This is a genomic window from Pseudonocardia phyllosphaerae, assembly GCF_046546475.1.
GTDB lineage: Bacteria > Actinomycetota > Actinomycetes > Mycobacteriales > Pseudonocardiaceae > Pseudonocardia > Pseudonocardia phyllosphaerae.
Window position 1 is genome coordinate 129,986 of sequence record NZ_JBKGXS010000007.1, and the last position, 25,900, is coordinate 155,885.

29 protein-coding genes are annotated in these 25,900 nt (G+C 73.1%); 16 read left to right on the top strand and 13 right to left on the bottom strand.

What is annotated here, in order from left to right; all coding sequences use genetic code 11:
• Positions 1-4: 4 nt before the first annotated feature.
• On the bottom strand, positions 5-1,000 hold the full coding sequence (locus ACLE50_RS15630; RefSeq protein ID WP_410944276.1) for an ABC transporter substrate-binding protein: 996 nt from the start codon (positions 998-1,000) through the stop codon (positions 5-7).
• Between the two features lie 77 nt (positions 1,001-1,077).
• Positions 1,078-3,180: a RecQ family ATP-dependent DNA helicase gene (locus ACLE50_RS15635; protein ID WP_410944277.1), complete on the bottom strand. Its 2,103-nt coding sequence runs from the start codon at positions 3,178-3,180 to the stop codon at positions 1,078-1,080.
• Between the two features lie 103 nt (positions 3,181-3,283).
• Between ACLE50_RS15635 and ACLE50_RS15640 the strand changes: the two genes are divergently transcribed.
• On the top strand, positions 3,284-4,150 hold the full coding sequence (locus tag ACLE50_RS15640; RefSeq protein ID WP_410944278.1) for an AAA family ATPase: 867 nt from the start codon (positions 3,284-3,286) through the stop codon (positions 4,148-4,150).
• 49 nt (positions 4,151-4,199) lie between these two features.
• Positions 4,200-5,627 (top strand): vWA domain-containing protein, encoded by a 1,428-nt coding sequence (locus ACLE50_RS15645; RefSeq protein ID WP_410944279.1) that lies wholly within the window; start codon positions 4,200-4,202, stop codon positions 5,625-5,627.
• A 16-nt stretch (positions 5,628-5,643) separates the two neighbouring features.
• Here ACLE50_RS15645 and ACLE50_RS15650 read toward each other — a convergent pair whose 3' ends face one another.
• Positions 5,644-6,501, bottom strand: a complete 858-nt coding sequence (locus tag ACLE50_RS15650) for a hypothetical protein (protein ID WP_410944280.1) — start codon at positions 6,499-6,501, stop codon at positions 5,644-5,646.
• 128 nt (positions 6,502-6,629) lie between these two features.
• Between ACLE50_RS15650 and ACLE50_RS15655 the strand changes: the two genes are divergently transcribed.
• Entirely contained in the window at positions 6,630-7,664 is a 1,035-nt protein-coding gene (locus ACLE50_RS15655; protein ID WP_410944281.1) for an ABC transporter substrate-binding protein, read from the top strand.
• A 3-nt stretch (positions 7,665-7,667) separates the two neighbouring features.
• On the opposite strand, the gene ACLE50_RS15660 is transcribed toward ACLE50_RS15655, so the two are convergent.
• Positions 7,668-8,315 (bottom strand): DUF7103 family protein, encoded by a 648-nt coding sequence (locus ACLE50_RS15660; protein ID WP_410944282.1) that lies wholly within the window; start codon positions 8,313-8,315, stop codon positions 7,668-7,670.
• 61 nt (positions 8,316-8,376) lie between these two features.
• On the opposite strand from ACLE50_RS15660, the gene ACLE50_RS15665 reads away from it, so the two are divergent.
• Complete coding sequence (locus ACLE50_RS15665) at positions 8,377-9,087, top strand: alpha-ketoglutarate-dependent dioxygenase AlkB (RefSeq protein ID WP_410944283.1); 711 nt, start codon at positions 8,377-8,379, stop codon at positions 9,085-9,087.
• Here the strand turns inward: ACLE50_RS15665 and ACLE50_RS15670 are convergent.
• Entirely contained in the window at positions 9,023-10,045 is a 1,023-nt protein-coding gene (locus ACLE50_RS15670) for an acyl-CoA dehydrogenase family protein (protein WP_410944284.1), read from the bottom strand. The two genes, ACLE50_RS15665 and ACLE50_RS15670, sit on opposite strands and share 65 nt — an antisense overlap.
• A gap of 67 nt (positions 10,046-10,112) precedes the next feature.
• On the opposite strand from ACLE50_RS15670, the gene nadD reads away from it, so the two are divergent.
• Together nadD and ACLE50_RS15680 are read left to right on the top strand one after the other, a co-directional pair.
• Positions 10,113-10,703: a nicotinate-nucleotide adenylyltransferase gene (gene nadD / locus ACLE50_RS15675; RefSeq protein ID WP_410944285.1), complete on the top strand. Its 591-nt coding sequence runs from the start codon at positions 10,113-10,115 to the stop codon at positions 10,701-10,703.
• A 254-nt stretch (positions 10,704-10,957) separates the two neighbouring features.
• The gene (locus ACLE50_RS15680) at positions 10,958-11,860 is read left to right on the top strand and encodes a CPBP family intramembrane glutamic endopeptidase (RefSeq protein WP_410944286.1); all 903 of its coding nucleotides are present in this window, start codon (positions 10,958-10,960) and stop codon (positions 11,858-11,860) included.
• A gap of 21 nt (positions 11,861-11,881) precedes the next feature.
• Here the strand turns inward: ACLE50_RS15680 and ACLE50_RS15685 are convergent, their stop codons facing one another.
• Positions 11,882-12,556: a response regulator gene (locus tag ACLE50_RS15685; protein ID WP_410944287.1), complete on the bottom strand. Its 675-nt coding sequence runs from the start codon at positions 12,554-12,556 to the stop codon at positions 11,882-11,884.
• Positions 12,553-13,830: a sensor histidine kinase gene (locus ACLE50_RS15690; protein ID WP_410944288.1), complete on the bottom strand. Its 1,278-nt coding sequence runs from the start codon at positions 13,828-13,830 to the stop codon at positions 12,553-12,555. Before ACLE50_RS15690 ends, ACLE50_RS15685 begins: the two co-directional genes overlap by 4 nt.
• A 301-nt stretch (positions 13,831-14,131) precedes the next feature.
• Between ACLE50_RS15690 and ACLE50_RS15695 the strand changes: the two genes are divergently transcribed.
• From ACLE50_RS15695 to ACLE50_RS15715, 5 genes are all read left to right on the top strand, one after another.
• On the top strand, positions 14,132-15,220 hold the full coding sequence (locus ACLE50_RS15695; protein WP_410944289.1) for an S-(hydroxymethyl)mycothiol dehydrogenase: 1,089 nt from the start codon (positions 14,132-14,134) through the stop codon (positions 15,218-15,220).
• Positions 15,220-15,846: an MBL fold metallo-hydrolase gene (locus tag ACLE50_RS15700; RefSeq protein ID WP_410944290.1), complete on the top strand. Its 627-nt coding sequence runs from the start codon at positions 15,220-15,222 to the stop codon at positions 15,844-15,846. The genes ACLE50_RS15695 and ACLE50_RS15700 overlap by 1 nt, the downstream gene beginning before the upstream one ends.
• Before the next feature lie 266 nt (positions 15,847-16,112).
• Complete coding sequence (locus ACLE50_RS15705) at positions 16,113-17,063, top strand: helix-turn-helix domain-containing protein (protein WP_410944291.1); 951 nt, start codon at positions 16,113-16,115, stop codon at positions 17,061-17,063.
• Between the two features lie 89 nt (positions 17,064-17,152).
• Positions 17,153-17,350: a hypothetical protein gene (locus ACLE50_RS15710; protein WP_410944292.1), complete on the top strand. Its 198-nt coding sequence runs from the start codon at positions 17,153-17,155 to the stop codon at positions 17,348-17,350.
• Positions 17,347-17,670, top strand: coding sequence for a hypothetical protein (locus ACLE50_RS15715; protein ID WP_410944293.1), 324 nt, complete (start codon positions 17,347-17,349; stop codon positions 17,668-17,670). Before ACLE50_RS15710 ends, ACLE50_RS15715 begins: the two co-directional genes overlap by 4 nt.
• An 80-nt stretch (positions 17,671-17,750) precedes the next feature.
• On the opposite strand, the gene ACLE50_RS15720 is transcribed toward ACLE50_RS15715, so the two are convergent.
• From ACLE50_RS15720 to ACLE50_RS15730, 3 genes are all read right to left on the bottom strand, one after another.
• Positions 17,751-18,446: a hypothetical protein gene (locus tag ACLE50_RS15720; protein ID WP_410944294.1), complete on the bottom strand. Its 696-nt coding sequence runs from the start codon at positions 18,444-18,446 to the stop codon at positions 17,751-17,753.
• A gap of 82 nt (positions 18,447-18,528) precedes the next feature.
• Entirely contained in the window at positions 18,529-18,978 is a 450-nt protein-coding gene (locus ACLE50_RS15725; RefSeq protein ID WP_410944295.1) for a DUF4396 domain-containing protein, read from the bottom strand.
• A gap of 115 nt (positions 18,979-19,093) precedes the next feature.
• A complete protein-coding gene (locus ACLE50_RS15730) occupies positions 19,094-19,693 on the bottom strand; it encodes a hypothetical protein (RefSeq protein WP_410944296.1) in 600 nt (199 codons plus the stop codon).
• A gap of 164 nt (positions 19,694-19,857) precedes the next feature.
• Between ACLE50_RS15730 and ACLE50_RS15735 the strand changes: the two genes are divergently transcribed.
• Complete coding sequence (locus tag ACLE50_RS15735; protein ID WP_410944297.1) at positions 19,858-20,364, top strand: hypothetical protein; 507 nt, start codon at positions 19,858-19,860, stop codon at positions 20,362-20,364.
• Positions 20,365-20,462: 98 nt separating this feature from the next.
• Positions 20,463-21,524, top strand: coding sequence for an alpha/beta fold hydrolase (locus ACLE50_RS15740; RefSeq protein ID WP_410944298.1), 1,062 nt, complete (start codon positions 20,463-20,465; stop codon positions 21,522-21,524).
• Positions 21,525-21,538: 14 nt separating this feature from the next.
• Here the strand turns inward: ACLE50_RS15740 and ACLE50_RS15745 are convergent, their stop codons facing one another.
• Positions 21,539-22,207 (bottom strand): TetR/AcrR family transcriptional regulator, encoded by a 669-nt coding sequence (locus ACLE50_RS15745; RefSeq protein ID WP_410944299.1) that lies wholly within the window; start codon positions 22,205-22,207, stop codon positions 21,539-21,541.
• Between the two features lie 129 nt (positions 22,208-22,336).
• On the opposite strand from ACLE50_RS15745, the gene ACLE50_RS15750 reads away from it, so the two are divergent.
• From ACLE50_RS15750 to ACLE50_RS15760, 3 genes are all read left to right on the top strand, one after another.
• Positions 22,337-23,560 carry a cytochrome P450 gene (locus tag ACLE50_RS15750; RefSeq protein WP_410944300.1) on the top strand — a complete coding sequence of 408 codons (1,224 nt, stop codon included), beginning with the start codon at positions 22,337-22,339 and terminating at the stop codon, positions 23,558-23,560.
• 14 nt (positions 23,561-23,574) lie between these two features.
• Positions 23,575-23,772, top strand: a complete 198-nt coding sequence (locus ACLE50_RS15755; RefSeq protein WP_410944301.1) for a ferredoxin — start codon at positions 23,575-23,577, stop codon at positions 23,770-23,772.
• 90 nt (positions 23,773-23,862) lie between these two features.
• The gene (locus ACLE50_RS15760) at positions 23,863-24,411 is read left to right on the top strand and encodes a dihydrofolate reductase family protein (protein WP_410944302.1); all 549 of its coding nucleotides are present in this window, start codon (positions 23,863-23,865) and stop codon (positions 24,409-24,411) included.
• Here the strand turns inward: ACLE50_RS15760 and ACLE50_RS15765 are convergent.
• Together ACLE50_RS15765 and ACLE50_RS15770 are read right to left on the bottom strand one after the other, a co-directional pair.
• The gene (locus tag ACLE50_RS15765) at positions 24,396-25,058 is read right to left on the bottom strand and encodes a maleylpyruvate isomerase family mycothiol-dependent enzyme (RefSeq protein ID WP_410944303.1); all 663 of its coding nucleotides are present in this window, start codon (positions 25,056-25,058) and stop codon (positions 24,396-24,398) included. The genes ACLE50_RS15760 and ACLE50_RS15765 overlap by 16 nt on opposite strands.
• Before the next feature lie 43 nt (positions 25,059-25,101).
• Complete coding sequence (locus ACLE50_RS15770) at positions 25,102-25,854, bottom strand: DedA family protein (RefSeq protein ID WP_410944304.1); 753 nt, start codon at positions 25,852-25,854, stop codon at positions 25,102-25,104.
• Positions 25,855-25,900 lie beyond the last annotated feature (46 nt).

Sequence of the window (25,900 nt, forward strand, 5' to 3'; positions counted from 1 at the left end):
ACGGTCAGCGCCCGGCGACCCGCTCCAGCGACGGCCGCAGCTGGTCGAGCAGCCAGCTCGCGCCGACGACGTTCGGCGCCTGCAGCGCGACCGCCTGGTCCAGGGTCAGCGGGGTGAACGTGCCCTGCCGGACCGGCCGCGTGGTCTTCACCAGCGGGTTCTGCTCGAACAAGGCCCGATCGTCGGGGCGGGCGAAGGTGATCAGCAGCAGGTCGGCCTCCGACAGGCGACCGGCCTCCTCGTAGGACAGGCCGACGGTGCCGGGGGCGAGGGCGTCCGAGGCGGGGGCGTCGCGGAACGACGGCGGTACGGAGAGCCCGAGGCTCCGCATGAACACCGTCGACTGGTTCTGCTCGCCGACGACCATCGGCAGTACCTGGCCGCGGGCCTGCCCGAACAGGTACGTCTTCCCGGCGAGCCCGGGCAGCTCGGTCCGTAGCTGCGCGACCCGGTGGTCGGCGTCGGCGATCAGCTTCTCGACCTTCTCGGTCTCGCCGAGCGCACGCCCGACCTGGCGGGCGTCGTCCTGCATGGAGTCGCCGTAGAGCGAGCGGGCGTAGGTGACGACCGGAGCGATCTCGCTGAGCCGGTCGAACATCGCCTGGTCCATCTGCGGGAAGCCGACGGCCAGGATCAGGTCCGGCCGGTACGCGGCGACCTTCTCCGCACCCACGTCGCCGAGTGTGAGGCCGGCGACGTCGTCGGGCAGCGGAGGAAGGTAGGGCAGGGCTGCCGGGCCGGTCACGTTCCGCACCGCCCCGACGACGGGCGCACCCACCTTCTGCGCGACGGCCAGGTCGTTGAGCCCGAGCACCACCACCCGCTGCGGTTTCGCCGGGATCGTCGTCTCGCCGAACGCGTGCCGGACCGTCACCGGGAACCCGGCACCACTGGCCTGCGGAGCCTGCGACGACGACGCGGGTGCGGACGCGCCACCGCAACCCGCGAGCAGCACGGAGACACCGAGCAGTGCGATGCACGCTGCGACGGCTGCGGGCAACCGGCCCATGGTCCACCCTTCGACTGAGGTGAGGCATACCTCAGTCGAGCGGGGGTGGGGTGTCAAGTGGCCGCGGCTCAGCCGGACACCGCCAGGGCCAGCGGCAACACCTCCGTCGCCCCCGCTCGGCGCAGCGCCCGGGCCGCGACCGTCAGGGTCCAGCCGGAGTCGACGACGTCGTCGACCAGCAGGACCGGACCGTCCACCCCGGACAGGTCCGGTACCTCGGCGTCGGCGAGGCCGGCCCACACCGCGGCGAGACGCTGCGCGGAGTTCTCCTTCGGCCCGGGGCGCTCCCCGGCGGGGGTGAGCGTGCCCAGATAGGTCAGCCGGCCGATCTCGGCGATCCGCCGGGCGAGGTGGTCGGCCTGGTGCGGGCGGGTCCGCGACGCGATCCCGACGACGCCGACCGGGCGCCGCTCCCAGCCCCATCCGGCGAGCACCCGGACCACCGCGTCGAACACCTCGGCCGGGACCGGCTGGTCCGGCCCGGTCACGAGCTCGCGCAGCCGGGTGCCCCAGCCGATGTCGGACAGCCGCCCGATCGCCCGCCCCGGCGCCGCCTGCTCACCGGCGGCGATCTTCCCGGACAGTGGCACGTCGAGCTCGGCCATCCCGGACGGCCACATCTTCCGCGGCGCGATCTCCACCCCGGGACGGGACAGCTGCTCCTCGGCGGCGCGCTCGCCGTCGGCGTCGACGTCGTCGGACCAGACGGTGCCGGTGCAGGTGTCGCAGCGACCGCACGGCGTCGGGTCCGGGTCGTCGAGCTGGCGGCGCAGGAACACCAGCCGACAGTCGGTGGTGGCGATGTAGTCGAGCATCGCCTGCTGCTCGGCCCGGCGCGCCTCGTTCACACGCTCGTGGCGCTCGGTGTCGTAGACCCAGTCCTCGCCGGTCGCCACCCAGCCGCCTTTCACCCGCTTCGCGGCGCCGTCGGCGTCGAGCACCTTGAGCAGCATCTCCAGCCGGGTTCGGGACAGGTCGACGCGGGTCTCGATCGACGCCGTCGACTGCGGGTGCTCGGACAGCACGCCCAGCGTCTGGCGGACCAGCGGCTCCGGCGGGAACGCCAGCGACGCGAAGTAGGCCCAGATTTCGCGGTCCTCGCGGCCGGGCAGCAGGATCGCCTCGGCCCGGTCCAGCGCACGCCCGGCGCGACCGATCTGCTGGTAGTAGGCCACCGGCGACGCCGGCGCACCCAGATGGACCACGAAGCCCAGGTCCGGCTTGTCGAAGCCCATGCCCAGCGCGGACGTCGCCACCAGCGCCTTCACCCGGTTGGCCAGCAGGTCCGCCTCCGCGGACAGCCGGTCCTCCGGTGCGGTCCTGCCCGAGTACGACCGCACCGAGAACCCGCGCTCGGTCAGGAACTGGGCGACCTCCTCGGCGGCCTGCACGGTCAGCGTGTAGACGATCCCCGCGCCGGGCAGTTCGTCGAGCTTCGCGGCCAGCCAGGCCAGCCGCCGCGCCGGCGTCGGCAGCTGCACCACTGCGAGCCGCAGCGACTCGCGGTCCAGCGAGCCGCGCAGGACCAGGGTGCCCTCGTCGTCCTCACGGCCCATGCCGAGCTGCTCGGAGACGTCGGTGACCACTCGGTCGTTCGCGGTCGCCGTCGTCGCCAGCACCGGGATCCCCGGCGGCAGCTCGGCGATCAGCGTGCGCAGCCGCCGGTAGTCCGGCCGGAAGTCGTGGCCCCAGTCCGACACACAGTGCGCCTCGTCGACCACCAGCATCCCGGCGGTCGCGGCCAGCTTCGGCAGCACCCGGTCCCGGAAGTCGGGGTTGTTGAGCCGCTCCGGGGACACGAGCAGCACGTCGACGTCGCCGTTCTCGATGTCGGCGTACACCGCGTCCCACTCGTCGGCGTTGGCCGAGTTGACCGTGACCGCGACGATCCCGGAGCGGATCGCGGCGTCGATCTGGTTGCGCATCAACGCCAGCAGCGGCGACACGATCACCGTGGGTCCTGCGCCCTGCTCGCGCAGCAGTGCCGTCGCCACGAAGTACACCGCGGACTTGCCCCAGCCGGTGCGCTGCACGACCAGTGCCCGCCGGTGCTGGGCGACGAGCGCCTCGATGGCAGTCCACTGGTCCTCGCGCAGCCGGGCGCCCGGGCCGGCGAGCTGCTCGAGGACGGCCTCGGCCCGGTCGCGCAGGGTCTGCGATGCGGTGGTCATGACAGCCATGGTGGACCCGGGCACCGACAGTTTCGCGCGCCGGTGCCGCGTCCGCCGCCTGCCCTGCTGTGCCACAGCGGGATCGATGGGTGAGGATGGGGCCGTGGCTGGGACGTTCGGGTCGGTGGACGAGGTCGTCGAGCGGCTCGGCGAGGTCGGCTACCTGGCCTCGACGGCCGTCGCGACCACGGTGTTCCTGGCCGACACGCTCGGCAAGCCGCTGCTGGTGGAGGGCCCGGCAGGCGTCGGGAAGACCGAGCTGGCCAAGGCGGTCAGCGAGGCCACCGGCTCCGGGCTGGTGCGCCTGCAGTGCTACGAGGGCATCGACGAGGCCCGCGCGCTCTACGAGTGGAACCACGCCAAGCAGCTGCTGCGGATCACCGCCTCGCAGGGCGAGCAGCAGGGCTGGGACGCCGCCCGCGACGACGTGTTCTCCGAGGAGTTCCTGCTCGCCCGCCCGCTGCTCACCGCGATCCGCCGCGCCGACCCGACGGTGCTGCTCATCGACGAGATCGACAAGGCCGACGTCGAGATGGAGGGCCTGCTGCTGGAGGTCCTGTCCGACTTCCAGGTCACCATCCCCGAGCTCGGCACGGTGACGGCGAACCGGCGCCCGTTCGTGCTGCTCACCTCCAACTCCACGCGCGAGCTGTCCGAGGCGCTCAAGCGGCGCTGCCTGTTCCTGCACCTGGACTTCCCGGACGCCGACATGGAGCGCCGGATCGTGCTGACCCGGGTGCCGGAGCTGCCCGAGCAGCTCGCCGATGCGCTCGTCCGGACCGTCGGGGTGCTGCGCGCGATGGAGCTGCGGAAGGTCCCCAGTGTCGCCGAGACGATCGACTGGGCGCGGACCCTGCTCGCGCTCGGCCTCGACACCCTCGACGACGACGCCGCCCGCGCCACCCTCGGCGTCGTGCTCAAGCACCGCTCCGACGCGGAGAAGGCGGCGTCGGAGCTGCGGCTCAACTGAGCCCGCTCGTCACTACTGGTGAATGAGCGGTGTGCCGCATGATGGCCGGGTGACCGGACCGTCCGCCCCCGCACCCGAGCACGGCCTGCCCGGGCACCTGGTCGACTTCGTCGCGGCGCTGCGCCGGCACGGCGTTGCCGTCGGGCCGGGGGAGACCGTGGACGCCGCGCGGGTGCTCGGGGCGCTGGACCTGCTGGAACGCGAGCAGCTGCGCGAGGGACTGGCGTCGGCGCTGCTGCGCCGGTCCGGGCAGCGCGACACCTTCGACGCCCTGTTCGAGCTGTGGTTCCCGCCGGTGCTCGGCGCCGGGACCGGCGGGGTGGAGATCCCCCGCACCGCCGACGAGCAGGACGCCCCGGTCGACGTCGACGCCCTGCGCGAGACCCTCGCCGGACTCCTGCGCGACGGCGACACCGCCGCCACCGAGCAGCTCGCCCGGGCCGCGGTCGAGGCGATCGGCACCGCGGGCGCGGCCGGGACCGGGGTCCGCGGCCGGATGGCGCAGCCCGGCCTGTCCGCGTACCAGATGCTCAACGTCCTGTCCCCGGAGACGCTGCTCGCCCGGATCCTCGACGGCCTCGCCCGCGACGACGACACCGGCTTCGTCTCCGAGGTCCGCCGCCGGCAGGTCCGCGACCGGATCGCCGCATTCCAGGGAACCGTCCGCGAGGAGGTCCGTCGGCGCACCGCCGAGCAGCGCGGCCGCGAGCAGGTCGCCCGCACCACCACACCGACCCAGGCCGACCGCGCCGACTTCCTCACCGCCAACGCCACCCAGCTCGCCGAGCTCCGCCGCACCGTGCACCCGCTGGCCCGGCGACTGGCGTCGCGGCTCGCGGCGCGGCGCCGCCGGGCCCGCCGGGGACAGCTCGACCTGCGCCGCACGCTGCGCCGCTCGATGTCCACCGGCGGCGTGCCGATGGACCCCGCGTACCGGACACGGCGTCCCGGCCGGCCCGAGCTGGTGATCCTCTGCGACGTGTCCGGCTCGGTCGCCGGGTTCAGCCACTTCACGTTGCTGCTGGTCCAGGCGTTGCGCGAGCAGTTCTCGAAGGTGCGGGTGTTCGCGTTCGTGGAGCGCACCGACGAGGTCACGCACCTGTTCGAGCCGGGCGCCGACCTCGCCGGGGTGATGCAGCGGGTGCTGCGCGAGGCCGACCTGGTCGCCGTCGACGGGCACTCCGACTACGGCCACGCCTTCGGCGACTTCTGCGAGCACCACCTCGATGCGCTCACCCCGCGGTCCTCGCTGCTGGTGCTCGGCGACGGCCGCACCAACCACCGTGACCCGAACCTGCGGGCGCTGCGCACCATGGCCGCGGCCGCGCGGCACGCGCACTGGCTCAACCCCGAGGCCGAACGGCTGTGGGGGACCGGCGACTCCGCCGCGCCGGCGTACGGCGAGGTGCTCCCGATGCACGAGTGCCGTACCGCCGAACAGCTCGCCGACGTCGTCGAGGGGCTCCTGCCGGTCTGAACGGGCCGGGCCGGGATCAGGGCCAGGGCTGCCAGGGTGTCCCGGACTCCTCGAACCGCGGCACGGTGTGCTTGGCATCGGCGAGCTTGTGCAGCGCGTACGCCCGCCACGCCCGCACCCCGACCAGCGCCAGCACGACGACGATCAGCCCGGCGGTCAGCGGACCGGCCCAGCCGAACGGACCCGAGTCGTGCGCGACGGCGACGACCAGCGGCCCGAGCAGCGCGAACGTCCCGCCGGTGATCAGCGGGACCGGTGCATCGGCGAGGACGTCGACGGCGACGAGCCTGCGCTGCTCACCGTCCGGGGTCAGCCCGGAGCGCAGCACCTTCCGGGCGACGGCGCGGTCGCGCACCAGGCCCATGTCCGGGCCACGGGCGGGCTCGACCCGGGCCGGGGTCCGCTGGGCGTAGAGCCACAGCAGCACGACGCCGACGAGGTTCAGCAGCCCGCCGACGACAACCCCGGCCAGCAGGTGCTCGGCCCGGGACAGGACGTCGGTGGCGATCCAGTACACGGCCACGCCGTAGACGAGCGCGAGCACCGCGAGCGCGCGGCGGATCGCGACGGTGCGGGCGGTGGCGGGCCGGACGGTCGGCCACGGCCCGGCGGGAGCCACGGGGCCCGGGCGTGCGCCCCGGTCGGTGTCCTGCCCGGCGGTGTCCTGCCCAGCGGGGTCCTGTGCGCCGGCGTGCTGCCCGGCGGTGTCCTGCCTGCCGGCGTGCTGTCCGGCGGCGACGGCGGTCGCGGCGACCGCGCCCGCGGAGCCGTCGGGGGCGGCGTCGGGGTAGGCCGGGAGGTCGGGCGCGGGCCGGTCGGGGGCGGGGGAGCCGGTGCCGCGGGGAGCCCGGTCGCCGGTGTCCGGAGCTGGCATGACCGGGACGCTACCGGGGTGCGACGGGCGGCCGGTCGTCGCGTCGCCGGACGTCGGGTGGTGGGAGCCGAGCGGGCCGTTCCCCCGATCAGGTTAGGCTCACCTTCCACTGCTCGAGGAGGACGTCCATGCCCGCCCCCGTCAGCCGTCGTCGCGTCCTCGCCGGTGCCGGACTGCTGCTCGCCGGGATCGGCGGGCTCACCGCCTGCGGGGCCGAGGGGCCCGCCGTGAGCGGTCCCGCCCCGGCGGCACCCGGGTTCCCGGTGACGATCCGCCACCGGCTCGGTGAGACGGTGATCCCGGACCGCCCGCGGCGCGTGGTGACGCTCGGGGCGTCGAACACCGACGTCGCGCTGGCGATGGGCGTGCTCCCCGTCGCGATCCCGAAGACCACCTACGGCGGCGACGCCGAGGGCGTCCTGCCCTGGGTGCGCACCGCGATCGAGCGGACCGGCGGACCGTTCCCGCAGGTCATCGGCAGCGGTGACGTCACCGCGGTCCCGTTCGAGGGCGTCGCCGCGGCGAAGCCCGATCTGGTGCTGGCGACCTACTCCGGGCTCACCCCGCAGGAGTACGCGCAGCTCTCGGAGATCGCGCCGACCGTCGCCTACCCGGACGCGGAGTACTCCACCGGCTGGCGTGAGCAGACCCGCGTCGCCGGGCAGGTCTTCGGGGACCCGGCCCGCGCGGACCGCCTGATCGCCGACACCGAGGCACAGCTGGCCGGGGCGACGCAGCGCTACCCGCAGCTGGCGGGGAAGACCTTCGTCTACACTGGCGGTCTCGACGGCGGCCGCCTCGGCCTGTTCCGCGCCGCCGACGCCCGCGTCCAGCTGGTCACCGACCTCGGCCTCACCCTCGACGGCTCCGCCGAGCGCGACGCCGTGCGGGACGGCTCGGTCTACTACACCGTCAGTCCGGAGCTGCTGTCGCGCATCGACTCCGACCTGGTGATCGGCTTCTTCGCCTCCGACGACGACGTGCGCCGGTTCCGCACCGACGCCGCCGTCGCGACCATGCCGGCGGTGCGGCGCCGCGGGCTCGCCGCCGTCGTCGGCAACGCGAAGGTGGTCGCGACCTCGGCGCCGTCGGTGCTGTCGCTGCCGTGGGTGCTCGGCGACTACCTGCCCGTCCTCGCTCGTGCCGCGGACGGGAAGGCCTGACCGTCAGACCGAGGAGGCGGTGGGGTCGCGCAGCACGGTGTCGCCCTTGACCAGCCACGCGACACCGAACGCGAGGATCGCCAGCGACTCCAGCCAGAACAGCGTCTCGAACTCCTCCTTGACCGGGTCGGGCAGCAGCAGCCCGGTCAGCGCGGCGAGCACCAGGCAGCCGATGATCGTCCAGCCGCAGATCCGGTAGACGAGGTTGCGGGCCGCCTTGCGTCCGCCGGGCTCGCCGCGGACGAACAGCCGCAGGCAGAACAGCGCCAGGCCGACGAAGAAGATCGCCGCCGAGATCAGGTGCAGGGTCCCGACGAACCGCTGGGCAGGCGTGACGACCCCCGGTGGGACGGTCGGCAGCAGGGCCACGGCGACCGCGGCGCCGCCGGTGATGTTGCCGAGGATCGCGTCCGGGCGCTCGTAGCGGTAGCAGAACAGGAAGACGCCGACCGCGCACAGGCTGCCGACGAAGATGTCGCGCACCGGGGAGTAGTAGTAGCTGCTGATCGAGGAGCGCAGGCCGTGCTCGCCGAGCAGCTGGTCGCCGATGACCAGCACGAACGGCAGCAGCAGGCCGATCAGTCCGACGGCCCGGCGGAGCCCGACGTAGGAGAGGACGGCTCCGCCTTCGCGGGGGGCTGCGGTCGTCATGGGCAAGATCATCGCAGGAACGCAGTCGAACATGCGGTCGAATTCGGGTAGCGTGTCGGCCGTGGACGCCTGCTGGCAGGGATCGCTGTTCGCCGATCCGCACCCCGACTCCCCGGGCGGCGCGCTGCCCGGCCTCGGGTCGGCGTTCCGCCACGAGCTCGCGGGAGGGGCGTGGGTGGACGTCGTGCCCGGATGGGTCGCCGATCCGGACGGGTTGTTCGACCTGCTGCTGGCCCGGGTGCCGTTCCGCGGGCATCGCCGCCGGATGTACGACCGCGTGGTCGACGAGCCACGGCTCACCCACCGCTGGCTGCTGCCCGAGCCGGAGGTCCCGGGGCGGCTGACCGGGATGGCCGTCGAGCTCGGCGCGCACTACGACGTGGCGTTCAGTCAGGTCGGCGTGAACCTGTACCGGGACGGGGCGGACGGGGTCGCCTGGCACGGCGACCGGGTCGCCCGGGAGCGGCCCGAGGCGGTCGTCGCTCTGGTGGCGCTCGGGGCGACGCGTCCGCTGCGGCTGCGCCCCACCGGCGGCGGCAGCTCGGTGTCGTTCCCGCTCGCATCGGGGGACCTGCTGGTGATGGGCGGGTCGTGCCAGCGGACCTGGCAGCACTCGGTGCCCAAGACGCGTGCGGCGTGCGGGCCGCGGATCAGCATCCAGTTCCGGCACCTGTACCCGGGATCGCCCGGTGATCCGGCGGGCGGTCTCAGTCCGCCAGGCGGTCGACCAGGAGCGCGCGCATCTCCGGACGGCTCGCCGCCACCAGGCTGAACGCCGCCTCGCGCAGCAGTCGGGACGGGTGGCCGGCCGGGTCCATCGCGGTGCTGCCGGTGGCGGCGAAGAGGGCGCCGGCGGCGCGCAGCGCCAGGTCCGACGCCGCGGCGCGGGCGGCCGGGAGCGTCGCCGGGTCGGCGAGTCCGCCGTCGAGGGCGGTGCGGGTCTCGTCGAGCGAGCGGCGCAGGGTCGTCGCGGCCTCGGCGGCGGAGTCGGGCAGCAGCCGGATCGCGCGGTCGGCAACCCCGCAGGCCAGGCTCGCGTTGAGCCGGGAGCCGAAGGTCTGAAACGCCGCGAACCCCGCCAAGGGCGCCACCGAGATCACGCGGCCGGCCGGGAGCGGGAAGTCGTCGAACTGCAGCCGGACGGTCGCGGTTCCCTGTCCGGCGAGCAGGTCCAGCGGGGTGACGGAAAGGCCGTCGGCCTCGCGCGCGTCGATCAGACCGGAGACGACGTTGCCGTCGGGGTCGACCGCGGACACGCTCAGCACGTCGATCACGCCCCAGCCGCTGACGAACGGGGCGTCGCCGTCGAGGAGGTAGCCCTCGCCGTCCGGGTGGGCGCGCAGCCGCGGCGGATCGGCGAGCGCACCGGCGAACGCGACACCGGCCTTCGCCCGGCCGGCCAGCATGTCCGGCAGGTACGCGTCGCGCAGCTCGGTGTTCTTCGAGTGGGTCAGCCCGAAGACTGCGCCCTGGTGCTGGACCCAGGTGAACGCCGTCGACAGGCAGCCGCCGAAGAGCGCCTCGAGGATCGCGACGAGACCGGGTAGCTCCGGCGCACCCTCCTTGGCCAGCCCGTAGAAGCCCTCGCGGGCCAGCAGGTCCCAGTGTTCCTGCGGGACATGGCCGGTGCGGTCGACCTCGACGGCGTCGCGGAAGAGGACGTCGTCGGCGATCTCGCGGGCGCGCACGACGAGCGGATGATCCAGACCTGTTGCGACAGGAGGGTTCATAAGGGTCACCTTACTTGGATTCGCGCCGCACGTGTCACTTCCGGAGGCGACCGCATAGTCTGCGGCGATGCAGCGCAAGATCGGCGTGATGGGCGGGACGTTCGACCCGATCCACCACGGTCACCTCGTCGCCGCCAGCGAGGTCGGCGACCGGTTCGACCTCGACGAGGTCGTGTTCGTCCCGACCGGGCAGCCGTGGCAGAAGTCGAACCGCGCCGTGTCACCCGCCGAGGACCGCTACCTGATGACGGTGATCGCGACGGCGTCGAACCCGCGGTTCTCGGTCAGCCGCGTCGACATCGACCGTGACGGCCCGACCTACACCGCCGACACCCTCGCCGACCTGCACCGCGCGATGCCCGACGCGCAGCTGTTCTTCATCACCGGCGCCGACGCGCTCCAGCAGATCCTGTCCTGGCGCAAGGTCGACGAGATGTTCCGCTACGCCCACTTCGTCGGCGTCACCCGCCCCGGCTACGAGCTGGCCGACGGCCACCTGCCCGACGGCTCGGTGACCCTGGTCGAGGTGCCCGCGATGGCGATCTCGTCCAGCGAATGCCGCAACCGTGTCGCCGCAGGCCGCCCGGTCTGGTACCTCGTGCCGGACGGGGTGGTGCAGTACATCTCGAAGCGGAAGCTGTACGGCGCGGAGGACTGAGCGTCCCCTCCCGCGCCGCAGCACACCGTTTCCGTACGCAGCACACGCTGCAGCATGTGCCACGTACGGAAACGGTGTGCTGCGAGTGCCGAGCCGCCGGCATGACGCGATCGTGCCAACGGCTGCTGTCGGTCCGCGAGCACGCGACGGCCCCCTGACACCGCTCGGCCGCACCTGCAACTTTCGATGGCACCGCGCGGGTTCGGTCGTTCGCCGCTCGAAGCGGATGCCCTCCGCGACAGAGCATTCCAGCCATGAGAATCTCCGAGATCCGACCGGCATCGAGTCCGGCCGACGACGGTCTGCGCGGCTTCATCCGCCGCCGTCCACTGCTGACCTTCTTCGTACTCGCCGACCTGCTCAGCTGGCTGGCCTGGGCTCCCTACGTCCTGTCCCGCAACGGGATCGGTCTCTGGGACTTCCGGATCCCTGAGGTGCTGGGCACCAGTCAGATCCTCGGCATGCTGCCCGGTGCCTACCTCGGCCCGATCGGAGCCGCGCTGCTGGTCACCGTGATCGCCGACGGTCGCAGCGGGCTGCGGATCTGGCTGGGCCGGATGTGGCGCTGGCGCGTCCGGTGGCACTGGTACGCGATCACGCTGCTCGGCGTGCCCGCGGCGATGCTGGCGACCGGCTTCGTGTTCTCCGGCGGGCAGGTGAGCACCCCGTCGATGATCGCCCTCGTCTCCTTCGTGCCCGGGCTGATCCTCCAGATGGTCACCACCGGTCTGGCCGAGGAGCCGGGCTGGCGGGACTTCGCGCTGCCCCGCCTGCAGCGCCGGTTCGGCCCGCTGCTCGCGTCGGCCGTCCTGGGCCCGTTGTGGGCGGTCTGGCACCTGCCGCTGTTCTTCACCGACTGGGGCGGCTGGCCCGACGCGAGCTGGACCCGTCCGGTCGCGTTCGTGGTCTTCTGCGTGGCGTTCAACTTCGTCATGAGCTGGGTGTTCAACCGCACCGGGGAGTCCCTGCCGCTGGCGATGCTGGCCCACGTCAGCGCCAACAACTTCGCCTCGATCATGTGGACCGAGATGTTCCCGGCCATCGACGGCGACCACGCGATGCACGCGATGGCGGCCGGCGCCGTCGTCGCCGGGGGACTGGTCCTGATCGGCACCCGAGGGCGGCTGGGCTACCGGCCGGCCTCCGCGGTCGAATGACCCGCCGGGCCCCGGGTCCGCTCAGCGGCCCGGGGCCGGCACGTCGACGACGTGGTTCTGGTAGGCCCATACGACCGCCTGCAGCCGCGAGGTCACCCCGAGCTTGGGCAGCATCCGGGCCAGGTGCGACTTCACCGTCGAGACCTCGAGCACGAGCGTCTCGGCGATGTCGCCGTTCGACATCCCCTGGGCGAGCAGCAGCAGGATGTCGTGTTCGCGCCGGGTCAGCAGGTCCTCGGCGCGACGCCCGGTCACCGGCTGCAGGCTGCGCCGCTGCACGAACTCGCGCAGGATCCGCCGGGTCAGCGTCTGGTCGATGGTGCCGCGGCCTGCGGCGACCTGCCGGACGGCGTGCACGATGTCCTCGGGGTCGGAGTCCTTGAGCAGGAACCCGGAGGCCCCCGCCTCGAGCGCGCCGAACACGTAGTCGTCGAGGTCGAACGTGGTCAGCACGAGCACCGGCACGGCCGGGTCGGCGTCGGGCGCGCACAGCTCGCGCGCCACCTCGATGCCGCTGCGGCCGGGCATCCGGATGTCCAGGCAGGCGACGTCGGGGACCAGCTCGCGGGTCAGGGCCAGCGCCTCGGTCCCGTCCGCGGCGACGCCGACCACCTCGACGTCCGGTTCGGCGCCGAGCAGCGCCGCGAGCCCGGCCCGGACCAGCGGCTGGTCGTCGGCGACGACGACGCGGATCATGCGGGTTCCTCCCGGAGTGCAGTGCGGTTCGGGGCAGTGGAGTTCGTGGCCGGCGGGTCATCGAGCGGGAGCGGCGGCGGGTCATCGAGCGGGAGCGTCAGCGCGACCTCCCAGCCGCCGTCGGAGGTGGGGCCGTGCCGGAGCTCCGCGCCGACGAGCTGGGCCCGTTCGGCCATCCCGAGCAGGCCGAACCCGCCACCGGGCCCGCGGTCCGGTCCGGTGGGGACGCCGTTGCGCACGCGGACCTGCAGCTGCGTCGCGTCCGGTGCCGCGAGCTCGACGACACAGTGTGCGCCCGGCGCATGCGCCGCCGCGTTCGCCAGCGACTCCTGCACCATCCGGTAGACGACGAGCTGGGTCAGCGGCCCCGGCTCGACGACGTGCTCCGGCACCACGAGGTCGATCTCGGCCCCGTACGCGCGCCGCTCCTCCACCAGCGCGGTGACCGACTCCAGGGTCTCGACCGGGCGGGCGGCGTCGGCCTCCTCGCGCAGCAGCCCGACCAGCCGTCGCAGGTCGTCGAGGACGGCCCGGCTCTGCTCACGGATCTGGCGGGCGGACTGCTTGGCGGTCGCGGGGTCGGAGTCGATCTGCCGGTCCATCGCCGCGGCGATCACCGCGATACCGGACATGTGGTGCGCCGCGATGTCGTGCAGCTCCCGGGACAGGGCCGTGCGCTGCCGTGCCATCTCGGCCTGCAGCACCGCGCCCTGCTCGCGGCGCAGCGCCGCGACCTGTTCGGTGCGGGCGGCGTCGGCGTCCCGGCGCGAGGCGATCACGAGCCCGAGCAGCAGCGGCAGCCCGACGACGATGACCACGTGCAGCGGTGACGTGATCAGTGCCGTCGTCGTGGGGGTCCCGAAGGTGTGGACCTCGTTGGCGAACTGCCCGATCCCCAGCACCAGCCCGGTGCAGAGCAGCCCGGGCCACAGCCGCGTCGAGGAGCGGGCGACGACGGCGAGGAACACCGCGGTCGCCACGGCGACGGCGCCGATGCTGAACACCGCCCCCGGCGTCGCCGCGATCACGATCAGCGGTACCGCGCTCACCACGGGCGGCAGTACCGCCGGCGCCCGTCCGACCCAGCTGACCAGGGCCGCCTGCGTCAGCAGCACCGCGACGGCAAGCCACCAGCCGGCCTCGCCGGGCAGCGCCGCCGTACCGAGCCCCGGGTCGGTCGCCGCTGCCCACGGCAGGAACAGCAGCAGCGCGATCGCGACCACGGCGCAGCCCACCGCGGTGCGCGGGTGCAACGGCTGCGCGGGCGCGGGCACGGGCCTCCTCCGGAGTCGGGACTCGGGTCGTGGGTCCATCATCCCCGCGGGACGGGCGGCGGCGTGACCGGGGCGGGGCTGCGGGACGACGACGCGCGTCGCCGGCACGGCTCTGGCACGGATCGGCAACGCGCTGGCACAGCTGACCAACGACAGGCGGCCCGTCTGCTCCTAGCCTGAGGGCGTCCAGGAAGCAGAAGCATCCATGCATGCTTCTCGAACCGAGGTTCGAGCCGATCGCCGAGTCGTGACGCCTGCACGGGTCCGCCGGAGCGACTCGACGGAGGAAGTGAGTACGACGATGTCGCAAGAGGTACGTGGGGTCGTGGCCCGCGCCAAGGGCGAGCCGGTCACCGTCGAGACGATCGTCATCCCCGATCCGGGACCGGGCGAGGCGGTCGTCGCGATCCAGGCCTGCGGGGTGTGCCACACCGACCTGCACTACAAGCTGGGTGGGATCAACGACGAGTTCCCGTTCCTGCTCGGCCACGAGGCCGCGGGCACGGTCGAGGCCGTCGGCGAGGGCGTCACCGACGTCGAGCCGGGGGACTACGTGGTGCTGAACTGGCGCGCCGTCTGCGGGGTGTGCCGGGCCTGTAAGAAGGGCAAGCCGCACCTGTGCTTCGACACGCACAACGCGACGCAGAAGATGACGCTGACCGACGGCACCGAGCTGTCCCCGGCCCTGGGGATCGGCGCGTTCGCCGAGAAGACCCTGGTCGCGGCGGGGCAGTGCACGAAGGTGAACCCGGAGGCGTCGGCCGAGGCCGCGGGTCTGCTGGGCTGCGGGGTCATGGCCGGCCTCGGTGCGGCGGTGAACACCGGGCAGATCGGTCGCGGCGACTCGATTGCGGTGATCGGCTGCGGTGGTGTCGGTGACGCCGCGATCGCCGGGGCCAAGCTCGCGGGCGCGACGACGATCATCGCCGTGGACCCCGACCCGAACAAGCTCAAGTGGGCCGAGGAGTTCGGCGCGACGCACACGGTGAACCCGAAGGAGACCGACCCGGTCGAGTTCATCCGCGGCGCCACCGACGGCAACGGCGCGGATGTCGTCATCGAGGCGGTCGGCCGCCCCGAGACCTACGAGCAGGCGTTCTACGCCCGCGACCTGGCCGGCACCGTCGTCCTGGTCGGGGTGCCGATGCCCGACCTCACGGCCCCGCCGATCCCGATGATCGACTACTTCGCCCGCGGCGGGGCGCTGAAGTCGGCCTGGTACGGCGACTGCCTGCCCAGCCGCGACTTTCCGACCTACGTCGACCTGTACCTGCAGGGGCGGTTCCCGCTGGACAAGTTCGTCACCGAGACCATCGACATCGACCAGGTCGAGCAGGCCTTCGAGAAGATGCACGCCGGTGAGGTCCTGCGGTCGGTGGTGGTTCTCTGATGGCGCCGGTCGACCACGTCGTCACGTCCGGCACGTTCAACCTCGACGGCGGCAGCTTCGAGGTCGACAACAACGTCTGGATCGTCGGCGACGACCGCGAGGTCGTCGTCGTGGACGCCGCGCACGACGCCGATGCCATCGCCGCCGCCGTGGGTGACCGCGAGGTGAAGGCCGTCGTGTGCACCCACGCCCACGACGACCACGTCAACCAGGCCCCGCAGCTCGCCGACCGGTTCGGCGCGCCGATCCTGCTGAACCCTGCGGAGAAGGTGCTGTGGGACATGACCTGGCCGGACCGCAAGCCCGACCAGGAGCTGCACGACGGCGACACGGTCACCGCCGGCGGCATCGCCCTGCGGGTGCTGCAGACCCCGGGGCACTCGCCGGGCTCGTCGTGCCTCTACGCACCCGAGCTGGGCATCGTGTTCACCGGCGACACGATGTTCTGCGGCGGCCCCGGCGCGACCGGGCGCTCGTACTCGGACTTCGACACGATCATCGAGTCGATCCGGTCGACGCTGCTGACCCTGCCCGGGGACACGCAGGTCCGCACCGGGCACGGTGACTCGACGAAGATCGGCGACGAGTCACCGCACCTGGAGGAGTGGATCGCCCGGGGGCACTGAGGCGAGAGACCGGGGCCGGGAGACCGTGCCGCTGCCGGGCGGGCGTCGTGGATCACCACGGCCCCGCCCGGGCTCGCGGGTGGTGGCGTGGGGTGGGATGCTCTCCCGCGCATATCATCGATCTCCGCGGATGACCGCGGCCCGTGGGCCACGGTCGGTGCAGGTACCCGGGTCCGTGGTGGGCGAGCTCCGGAGCCGCCCACCGGCCCGGGCGACGTCGGGAGCCCACTGTGACGACACCCAGCGCGCCACCCGGATCCTCGCGCGTGACCCGATGGTCCACCGACGAGGTGGACCGGCAGCACGCGGTCGACTACTGGCGGAACGTCCGGCGCCAGGCCTACGTCGACGTCGGCACCGACCCGACCACACCGGAGTTCCACGGTGAGGTCACCTCCGGCGAGTACGGGACGTTCGCGCTGTCGACGAAACACGCGTCCGGCGAGCACATCCGGCGCGGCCCCCGCCGGCTGACCCACGGCGACGAGGACGAGGACTACCTGTTCGCCGCGTTCCAGATCTCCGGGACAGGGATGTTGCAGCAGGCCGGCCGGAGTGCGGTCGTGTCGCCGGGGGCGTTCGCGCTCTACGACAGCTCGCTGCCGTTCGAGCTCCACTACGAGGGTCCCTACGAGCAGGTCGTCGTACGCCTGCCTGCCGAGCGGGCCTACGCGCTGGCCGGGCTGCGGCGCGGCACCGACCTGCTGGCCGTCCCTCTGGACTGCAAGGGCGCCATGTCGGCGGTCGCCGCGTTCTTCGTGAACTTCGCCGAGACCCAGCAGCGCGACCCCGACGGCGTGGAGTTCCTGCTGCCGCACGCCTCCGGGCTGGCCTCGACGTTGCTCACCTACGCGAGCAGCACGCAGGCCCCCGAGGCGCCGGAGTTCCTGCGGCACAACGAGGTCACCTCGTTCATCCGGACGCATCTCGCGGACCCGGACCTGGACGCGGACACCATCGCCACGGGTGTGCAGATGTCGCGGCGGAGCCTGTACCGGCTGTTCGAGGACACCGACACCTCGGTCATGAGCCTGCTGCGCTCGGTGCGCATCGACACTGCGAAGGACCTGCTGCGCGACCGGGGCCGTCCGGTGAGCGCGGTGGCGCGCGAGACCGGGTTCTCCAACCTCAGCCACTTCTACCGGACCTTCCGGTCGGAGACCGGGATGACGCCGGGGGACTTCCGGGAGCTGGACGGAGTGGCCCGGTCGGCGTAGCCGTCGTCGGGGTGGCTCGCTGCCGGCCGGATCGACCTCCCGGCCTGCGACGATCCTCGTGGCGACGGGATCGCGCTATTCTCGGTGGCATGACCCAGCAGGATCAGCGTTCGGCGCAGGCCCGGGCCGGCGACGACGCCCGAGCGGCGGCCGTGGTGTCCCGCATGGTCGAGCGACACGGCGCCCCGACGCTGGAGCACTACCGATCCGTCTTCGCCGATCTCGGGCTGGCGTGGCCCGGTGACGAGGAGATTCGTCGGACGCTCCCGGTGTCCGAAGCGGCGTGATCGGTGGCAAGGTCCTCGACGCCTCTGCGTTGGCGGCCCTGGTCCGTGGTCGCCTCGGTGTCCTCGCGTGGCTTGCCACCGCGCGGCAGCTGGGAATCGCGCTCTACGTACCGACCCTGGCTCTGACCGAAGTCCGTACCGTCCTGGTCGACGCCGGCCCGCAGCTCGCTGAGCTGCTGGGGCACCCGTCGGGATCGTCGGTGAACTGGATGCGGACGCCGCGGCCGCGGTTGCTGCGCTCCTCGACGATGCCCGGGCGTTCGACGCCTTGGCCGGACACGTGGTTCACACAGCCCGGGAACGGGGATGGCCGGTCCTGAGCGCCGATCCCGGCAGGCTGATGCGGGTCGACCCGGGTGTGGAGATCACCGATGTCTGACCGTCGTAGCCGACCGCCTGCTCAGCGCAGCGCGATCAGCTGCAGGTCGGGCACGGACGTCTCGGCCCGCATGACGGTCGTGTAGTCGTAGGTGCCGTCGACCATCACCTCGGCGGTGAACCGGTCGCCCTCGACGAGGCTCCCCACACCGCCGTTGAGTGCGACCTGGCTGTCCGGGTACTCGCTCGGCTGTCCCGAGACCTGCGCCAGGACCATCGACGTGCCGGTCACGGAGTCGGCCTGGGTCACCTCGCCGTGCACGATGATCCGCTCGCCCCGGTGGGCGTCCGCGTCGCGTGCGATGAGCTGCCACTCGCGGTCGGTGACGGCGCGGGCGGGCGTGTTGGTGATCGGGGCCGACGCGGTCGGGTCCGCCGCCGTGGCGGTCGAGTGCAACGCCGAGCCGACGACCATCGCGAAGAACGCCACGCCGGTGACGACGAGTGCGACGACGGCGAGAGCCTGTCCCCCGGCCCTGCCGTTGGCGGCCCGTGCCACTGCGACGATGGCGACGACCAGCGAGACCACCCACAGCAGCACGGTGACCGGGACGAACCCGGTGACCGACCCCAGCACGAACACCGACGCGGCCAGGCCCAGCGCCCACCAGGCGAAGGCGCGGCCGGGGCGGGGCGCCGGGGTCGGCGTCCAGTAGTGGGCGGGCGGCCAGGGCTGCGCGCCGGGCGCTGGGGCGAAGGAGTTCCGGTAGGTGGTCACGCCTGCCTGTCGGCCGTCCGCACCACCGTGTTGCCCTGTTCGGGCGAGGTCATCAGAAGTGAGGACCGGCCGAGGCCGGTGCTCAGTGGTACGCGTGCACCACCGCGTGCCCCTGTCCGCGCCCGATCATCCACCGGTTCACCGGCAGCGCGACGACGAAGGCGACGGCCAGGGAGAACACCAGCGACGCCCAGAACAGGACGGTGCCGAGCCCGGCGTCCATCGCGCCGGGGACCGCGACGACCACGGTGTTGTCGACGATCTCCATGACCAGGATCGACACCGTGTCCGCGGCGAGTGCGATCCGGATCGCGCGGCCGAGCGGGACGCCGGCCCGCAGAACGCCGCGCATGGTCAGCGCGTAGCCGAAGGCGAACGCGAGGACCACCGACAGGACGACGGTGCCCGCGTTGTGCAGGCCGACCGCGGTCCCGACGACCATCCCCAGGATCTCGCCGATCGCGCAGCCGGTGAGGCAGTGCAGCGTCGCGCGGGCCGCCTCCGCCCACGACGTGTGGTGGTGCTCGGACACCGGGATCTCCCCTTCCGCAGCCGCTCAGGTACCCCTAGGGGGTATCCATTCCACGGCAACCGGCGACCGGGTCCCGGTATTCCCGCCCGCGACGGATCGCGGGCGGGAACGCAGGTCAGCGGGGCATCCCCGGCATGCTCGGCATCGCCGGCATGGCGGGTGCGGGGGCGAACAGGTCGAGCGCCATGCCCGCGGAGACGAGCAGGCCGAGCACGCCGAGCACGAGCCCGGCGATCGCGACGGCACGCGCCCAGGCCGGGGTTCCCGGCTTGCGGGCCGGCCCGAACACCACGGCCAGGCCGATGATCGTCGCGATGACCGCGACGATGCCGTTGACCAGCGCAGCGGTGTGCCACGGGGTGCCGTAGAGCGTGGCGATCTGGTCCGCGCCTGCCCCGCCGCCGGTGACGGCGTCGATCTGCCCGACGAGCTCGGCGCGGGCGCGGATCATGTCGGTGACCGACGTGCCGGTGATCGACGCCAGGCCGAGCGCCGCGCCGACGAGGCCGCCGGCCCCGGCGATCGCCCCGCCGTCGGAGGTCTTCTTCGCGGTCTCGTCCGCGGAGGTGGAGGCGTCCGCCGAGACCCGCTCGGGAGCGGCCTTCGCGGGCCCGTCCTGGTCGGAGACCGCGGTCGCGCGGGTCTCCTCCCCGTTCGTGACGGTCTCCGTCTTCTCCTCGGTCAGGGTGTCCGTGGTCGTCTCGGAGGTAGCCATTCCGGCACCGTACGCTCGCGTGATCTTCGCCTCTGCGGCCCCCCGGACCTCGAACGGTCGCATCTCGGGAGGTGGTCCGGTCACCGTCCGCGACGGTTCCGGCGAGCAGTGGTCCGATGGGGCGGTTGGGGGTCGCCCGCGGCCGTGCGAGCCGTTGAACCGGTATGGGCCTCGAGGACGACCAGACCGCGCGCATCATGGACCGCCCGATCCCGGGTGGCGCCCGCCCCGAGCCGAACCGGCAGGCGGCGCCGGCCGGGCGGCCGTACGTCGGGAACCTGGGGGACGGCTCCCAGGCGGCGCCGCGGCCGAACCTGCCGGGTCCGCAGTGGGCCGGGCCGCAGTCGTCGGGGCCCCAGCGGGTTCCGGCCGGTGCGGGCCCGGAGCCCGCGGGCGGACCGCAGCACCGGCCGGTCCCGGCGGAGGTCACCCCGCGTGCCGAGGACCTCGACGACCCGCACATGACCTACCGGGCCACCGCGGTCCCGCCCCGCGAGCGGCCGGCGGGGAACGACCGGTCGGCGGAGGGCAACGGGCAGGTGGACGGCGGGCAGGCCGCCCGGCCCGCGGACGCCGGCTGGACGCTCGCGCTCCTGGTGGTCGGCTGCGTCATCGTCGCGCTGATGATCGGCCTCGTCCTCTACATGAGCCCGGGCCTGTTCTCGGGGTGAGGTCGTTCCGGGCCCGGATGCAGCCGGTCCTTGTGTCGCCGATCACAACGGTGGAGAGTCGGGGGTGACCACGCCGGGCGGCGGAACGAGGATCAACGGTGATCGAGAACCCGTACTACACCCACGAGTTCCACGGCGACTACGACCTGATCGGTCTCGGTGAGTTCGCGCTGGAGGAGGGCGGGGTCGTCCCGGACCTGCAGCTCGCCGTCGCCACCTTCGGGGAGCTGAACGAGGCGAAGGACAACGCGATCCTCGTCAGCACCTGGTACTCGGGCACCCACCAGATCTGGCGCGACGTCTACATCGGCCCCGACCACGCGCTGAACCCGGAGAAGTACTTCATCGTCGTCGTCAACCAGATCGGCGACGGCCTGTCGACCAGCCCGCACAACGCCTCCGGCGCCAACGCGAGCATCGGGATGTCGAGGTTCCCGCGCGTCCGGATCGGCGACGACGTCCGCGCCCAGGAGCAGCTGCTGCGCGAGCACTTCGGTATCGAGTCCCTCGCGCTGGTCGTCGGCGGGTCGATGGGCGCCCAGCAGACCTACGAGTGGATGGTCCGGTTCCCGGACAAGGTCCGCCGCGCCGCGCCGATCGCGGGCACCGCGCAGATCACCCCGCACGACGAGCTGTACGTGACGGCCCTGTGCGACGCCATCACCTCCGACCCCGGGTTCAAGGACGGCGAGTACTCCTCCAACGCCGACGTCGTCGACGGGCTCAAGCGGCACGCCGGCATCTGGGCGGTCGTCGGGTTCTCCACCGAGTGGTGGAAGCAGGAGCTCTGGCGCGGGCTGGGCTTCGGCAGCAAGGAGGAGTTCCTGACCGGCTTCCTCGAGCCGTACTTCACCGCGATGGACCCCAACGACCTGCTCTGCATGGCGTGGAAGTGGCAGCACGGCGACGTCGCCCGGCACGCCGGGGGCGACCTCGCCGCGGCGCTGGACCGGACCGAGGCCGTCACCCGGATCATCCCGATCGACGAGGACATGTTCTTCCCGGTCCGCGACCACGAGTCCGAGCTGGAGCTGACCCCGCACGCGACGATCCGGGTGGTCGAGGACCCGGCCGGTCACCTCGGCCTGTTCGGGATCACGCCGACCTACATCGGCCAGGTCGACCAGTACCTGCAGGAGCTGCTCGACACCGAGGCCTGAGCGCACCGCCCTGCTCAGGTGTCCGCGGCGGGGATCCGGGTCGCGGCCCGCAGGATCTCCGCGAGGTGGCGGCGGTGGCTCCCGGTCACCTCGGCGACGCTGCCGGTGGTCGTGGCCTGCGCGACGTCGTCGGTCGCGACCCGGAAGGCCGCGTTGAGCGTCGCGGCCTGCAGCCGTACCTCGGGGGCGTCGGCGGGCAGTCCGAGCCGGGGTGCGAGCACCGCGGCGATGGTCGGCTCGGCGCGCTCGTGCAGCACCAGCCAGACCGCCCGCAGGCCCGGTGCCTCGCGGGTCATCCGGACGATCGCGAGCACCGCCTCGCTGTCTCCGGCGGCCGCGGTCCCGGCGTCGCCGGAGGAGGGCTCGGGCAGGAACTGATAGGCCTCGCGCAGGTGGTCGGCCAGGTCGACGCCGTCGGGCCAGGACCGCAGGATCTCGCGGAAGCTCTCCAGCGACTCGGTGAGCAGTGGCTCGACCAGGGCCTCCTTGGTGCGGAACAGCCGCCACAGCGTCCGCTCGGAGATCCCGGCCGCCACTGCGACGTCGGTGCCGGAGGTGGCCGCGACCCCGCGCTCGCGGAACAGCCGCACCGCGTGCCGGGAGATCGCGAGGCGCTGCGCGACCCGGTCGCGCTCGGACAGCGGGGGGCGCCCCCGGCGCCCGGTCTCCCGCTGTGCGCTCACGGTTCCTCCTCCCGGTCCGGACGTGCGATCCGGACGTCCGGCAACTCGGCAACCATAATCCGTCATTTTTCTGGCAGGTACTGCCAACAAATCGTAGGCTCGGGGTACCCACCACGAAGGAGGACGCCGATGACCCTCGCCGCGGCCCGCCACGAGCTCCCGTTCACCCGGCCCAACCTGATCGACATCGCCCCGCTGTACGCCGTGCTGCGCCGCGAGGCCCCGATCGCCGCCGTCACCACCCCCGCGGGGGACCCCGCCTGGCTCGCCACCCGCTTCTCCGAGGTGCGCGAGCTGCTGGGGGACAAGCGGTTCGGACGTTCCCACCCGGAGCCGGAGAAGGCGTCGAGGCTCAGTACGGCCGCGGTGCAGGACGGCCCGACCGGCAACTACGACACCGAGGCCCAGGAGCACACCCGGATGCGCCGGCTGCTCACGCCGGCGTTCTCGGCGAAGCGGATGCGGCGGCTGTCCGGGCACGTCCAGGAGCTCGTCGACGGCTACGTCGACGCGATGGTCGCCGACCACGACGCCTCGGTCGCGGCCGGCGGGGACGGCGTCGTCGACCTGCACGCGCACCTGGCGTTCCCGCTGCCGGTGGCGGTCATCTGCTCGCTGCTCGGCGTCCCCGAGGCCGACGGCGACTACTTCCGCGCCCTGTCCGACCGGATGGCGACGTTCTCCGGGCAGGACGCCCAGGACGCGCGGATCGAGTTCGGCCGTTACATGGCCGGGCTGGCCGAGGCCAAGCGGGCCGAGCCGGGCGAGGACGTCATCTCCGACCTGGTGCAGGCCCAGGCGCAGGACGAGACCTTCGGCTACGAGGAGCTGGTCCGGCTCTGCGTCGGGCTGCTGTTCGCCGGGCACGAGACCACGGTCAACCGGATCGGGCTCGGGGTCCTGTTCCTGATGACCAACCGCGACCAGTGGGACGCCCTCGCCGACGACCCCGACGGGCGGGTCGACGCCGTCATCGAGGAGGTCATGCGCCTCGGCGCCCCCGGTGACCTGGGGCTGCTGCGCTATGCGCACGAAGACGTCGAGATCGGCGGGGTCACCATCGCCCGCGGCGACGCCGTCATCCTGTCGATCAACGCGGCCAACCGCGACGTCGACGTGTTCGGCGAGGCCGAGACCTTCGACCCGGACCGCTCCGAGCGGGGGCATGTCGGGTTCGGTCACGGCCCGCACTTCTGCATCGGCGCCAGCCTGGCCCGCACCGAGCTGCGTGCGGTGTTCGCGACGCTGGCGCGGCGGCTGCCGGAGCTGAGGATGGCGATCGGGCTCGACGAGCTCGATGTCCGCGCCGACCACATCACCGGGGGCGTCCGCAGCCTGCCGGTCACCTGGTGAGGGAGGGGAGCGCCGTGAAGATCGAGGTCGACAAGGACGCCTGCATCGGGTCCGGGCAGTGCCTGCTCACCGCACCCGAGGTGTTCGACCAGCGTGACGACGACGCGATCGTCGAGCTGCTCGACGCCGAACCGCCGGAGTCGGAGTACCCGGCCGTGCGCGACGCGGCGCGGGGCTGCCCGGCCGGGGCGATCACCGTGCACGAGAACTGATTCCGGGACTTCTCCGGCCGGATCGATGAGATCCGGACGCCTCCACGGTCGTCCCTGGTGTACCCGCACCGACGACCGTGGAGGCACCCCGTGCGCACGCTCGCGATCACCCAGAACATCACCCTCGACGGCGCCGTGGAGATGCTCGGCGACTGGTTCGACCCCACCGCGGAGGGCCAGGACGAGCAGCTCGCCGAGCTGCACCGGCAGGACGCCGCGTCCGACGCGACGCTGCTCGGCAGGCAGACCTTCACCGACTTCCGCGGCTTCTGGCCGAAGCAGACCGACGACACCACCGGGATCACCGACTACCTGAACCAGGTGCAGAAGTACGTCGTGTCCTCGACGCTGACCGACCCGGACTGGCAGAACTCGACGGTCCTGTCCGGTGACCCGGTCGCCGAGGTCCGCGCGCTGAAGGAGCAGGACGGCGCCGACATCGTCGTCACCGGCAGCATCACGCTGTGCCACACCCTGATCGAGGCCGGGCTGGTCGACGAGTACCGGCTGTTCCGCTACCCCGTCGTGCAGGGCCGCGGGCGGCGGCTGTTCCCCGACGGCTGGTCGGCGGACCTGCGGCTGGTGGAGACCGCGTCGTTCGCGAACGGGGTCTCCTACACCCGTCACGCCGCGGGCTGAGCCGCCTGCTCGGCCGCGATCCGCTCGGCGAGCACGCCGACGCCGGTACCGGCGAGCTCGTCCAGCGCGTCGGCCCGGCCGGCTCCGGCGACCAGCAGCGCCTCCGCCGGGCCCGCCACGTCGAGGCCGTCGCCGTACCGGAAGTCCAGGTCGGTCGCCAGCATCCGGAGCCCGCGGCAGCGGCGGCGCCAGCGGATCGGCGGGGCACCCGCGGCGAACTCCAGGACGACGGCGAGCCGGTCCGGCGGCACGACCCGCGGCAGCCCGAGCGGGCGGCGGATGTCCTGCTGGTGGAGCAGCACGTCGAGCAACCCGACCCGGCCGCCGAACATCGCGACCAGTCCGGACGGGTATGGGTGAGCCCGGATCTCGGCGACCAGCTCGGCGGTGTCGCGGGTGGCCCACTCGGCGACCAGCGCGTCGTTGATCCGGTCGAGGGAGAACCGTGCCCTTACGGCGTGGCCGAGCAGCTCACGCCACGGCAGGCCGTCGTAGGCGATGAGGTGGGCGACGACGTCGCGCACCCGCCAGCCCGCGCACAGCGACGGGGCGTCCCACTGCCCGGGCGTGAGCGTCGCGAGCAGGTCGGCGAGATCGGCGCGCTCGGCGGCGGCCAGGGTGCTCGGGACGCTGCGGGCCGTGGTCACGGCGGCGAGTCTGCTCCGAGGCGACGCCGGCCGCAGCCCGGGCTCAGTCCTCCCGGCGGACGCACTGGGGCGCGCTCTCGTGCGCGGCGTCCTCGGTCCCGTCGTCCTCGGTCCCGTCGTGCCCGGTGCCGTCGTGTCCGTTGCTGTCGTGCCCTGTGCCGTCCGGTGCCCCGGCGCCGTCGTGCGCCTGCGCGGCCCGCTCGACACGGTTGCGGACCATGCGCGACACCAGGAGCCCGCCGATGACGGCGACGACCAGGCCGACCCAGGAGAACCGCTTGAGCCAGGTCTCGGCGACGATGCCCAGGGCGTAGATGCCGAACGTGGTGCCACCGGCCCACAGGATCGCGCCGGTCGCGTTCGCGGCGAGGAACGCGGGGTAGCTCATCCGCATCGCCCCGGCGAGCGGCCCGGCGAGGATGCGCAGGATCGCGACGAAGCGGCCGAACAGCACCGCCCAGACGCCGTGCTTGTCGAAGATCTTCTGCCCGACGGCGAGGTGGGCAGGCCCCAGATGCTTCGGGAACCTGCGTCCCAGGCGTTCCAGCAGCGTGGTGCCGTAGCGGCGGCCGATCGAGTAGCCGATCGAGTCGCCGATGATCGCCCCCGCCGCGGCGCAGCCGGCGATGGCGAACGGGTTCAGCAGGCTGTGCGGCTGCGCGGCCAGCAGCGATGCTCCGACGAGCACGATTTCACCGGGCAACGGGACGCCGATGCTCTCGACACCGACCACGAGCCCGCAGAGGACGTAGACGGCCAGCGGGGGGATGGCGTGGAGGAGGGCGTCGACGTGCACGGCCCCATTGTGGCGGGCGTGGGTGCGGGCCCGTGGCCCCACCCGT

Coding starts and splice junctions, on each gene's coding strand:
- ACLE50_RS15635 (WP_410944277.1), bottom strand. CDS start 3,180: ATGACCACCGCATCGCAGACCCTGCGCGACCGGGCCGAGGCCGTCCTC.
- ACLE50_RS15650 (WP_410944280.1), bottom strand. CDS start 6,501: ATGCCAGCTCCGGACACCGGCGACCGGGCTCCCCGCGGCACCGGCTCC.
- ACLE50_RS15655 (WP_410944281.1), top strand. CDS start 6,630: ATGCCCGCCCCCGTCAGCCGTCGTCGCGTCCTCGCCGGTGCCGGACTG.
- ACLE50_RS15660 (WP_410944282.1), bottom strand. CDS start 8,315: ATGACGACCGCAGCCCCCCGCGAAGGCGGAGCCGTCCTCTCCTACGTC.
- ACLE50_RS15670 (WP_410944284.1), bottom strand. CDS start 10,045: ATGAACCCTCCTGTCGCAACAGGTCTGGATCATCCGCTCGTCGTGCGC.
- nadD (WP_410944285.1), top strand. CDS start 10,113: ATGCAGCGCAAGATCGGCGTGATGGGCGGGACGTTCGACCCGATCCAC.
- ACLE50_RS15680 (WP_410944286.1), top strand. CDS start 10,958: ATGAGAATCTCCGAGATCCGACCGGCATCGAGTCCGGCCGACGACGGT.
- ACLE50_RS15685 (WP_410944287.1), bottom strand. CDS start 12,556: ATGATCCGCGTCGTCGTCGCCGACGACCAGCCGCTGGTCCGGGCCGGG.
- ACLE50_RS15695 (WP_410944289.1), top strand. CDS start 14,132: ATGTCGCAAGAGGTACGTGGGGTCGTGGCCCGCGCCAAGGGCGAGCCG.
- ACLE50_RS15700 (WP_410944290.1), top strand. CDS start 15,220: ATGGCGCCGGTCGACCACGTCGTCACGTCCGGCACGTTCAACCTCGAC.
- ACLE50_RS15710 (WP_410944292.1), top strand. CDS start 17,153: ATGACCCAGCAGGATCAGCGTTCGGCGCAGGCCCGGGCCGGCGACGAC.
- ACLE50_RS15730 (WP_410944296.1), bottom strand. CDS start 19,693: ATGGCTACCTCCGAGACGACCACGGACACCCTGACCGAGGAGAAGACG.
- ACLE50_RS15735 (WP_410944297.1), top strand. CDS start 19,858: ATGGGCCTCGAGGACGACCAGACCGCGCGCATCATGGACCGCCCGATC.
- ACLE50_RS15750 (WP_410944300.1), top strand. CDS start 22,337: ATGACCCTCGCCGCGGCCCGCCACGAGCTCCCGTTCACCCGGCCCAAC.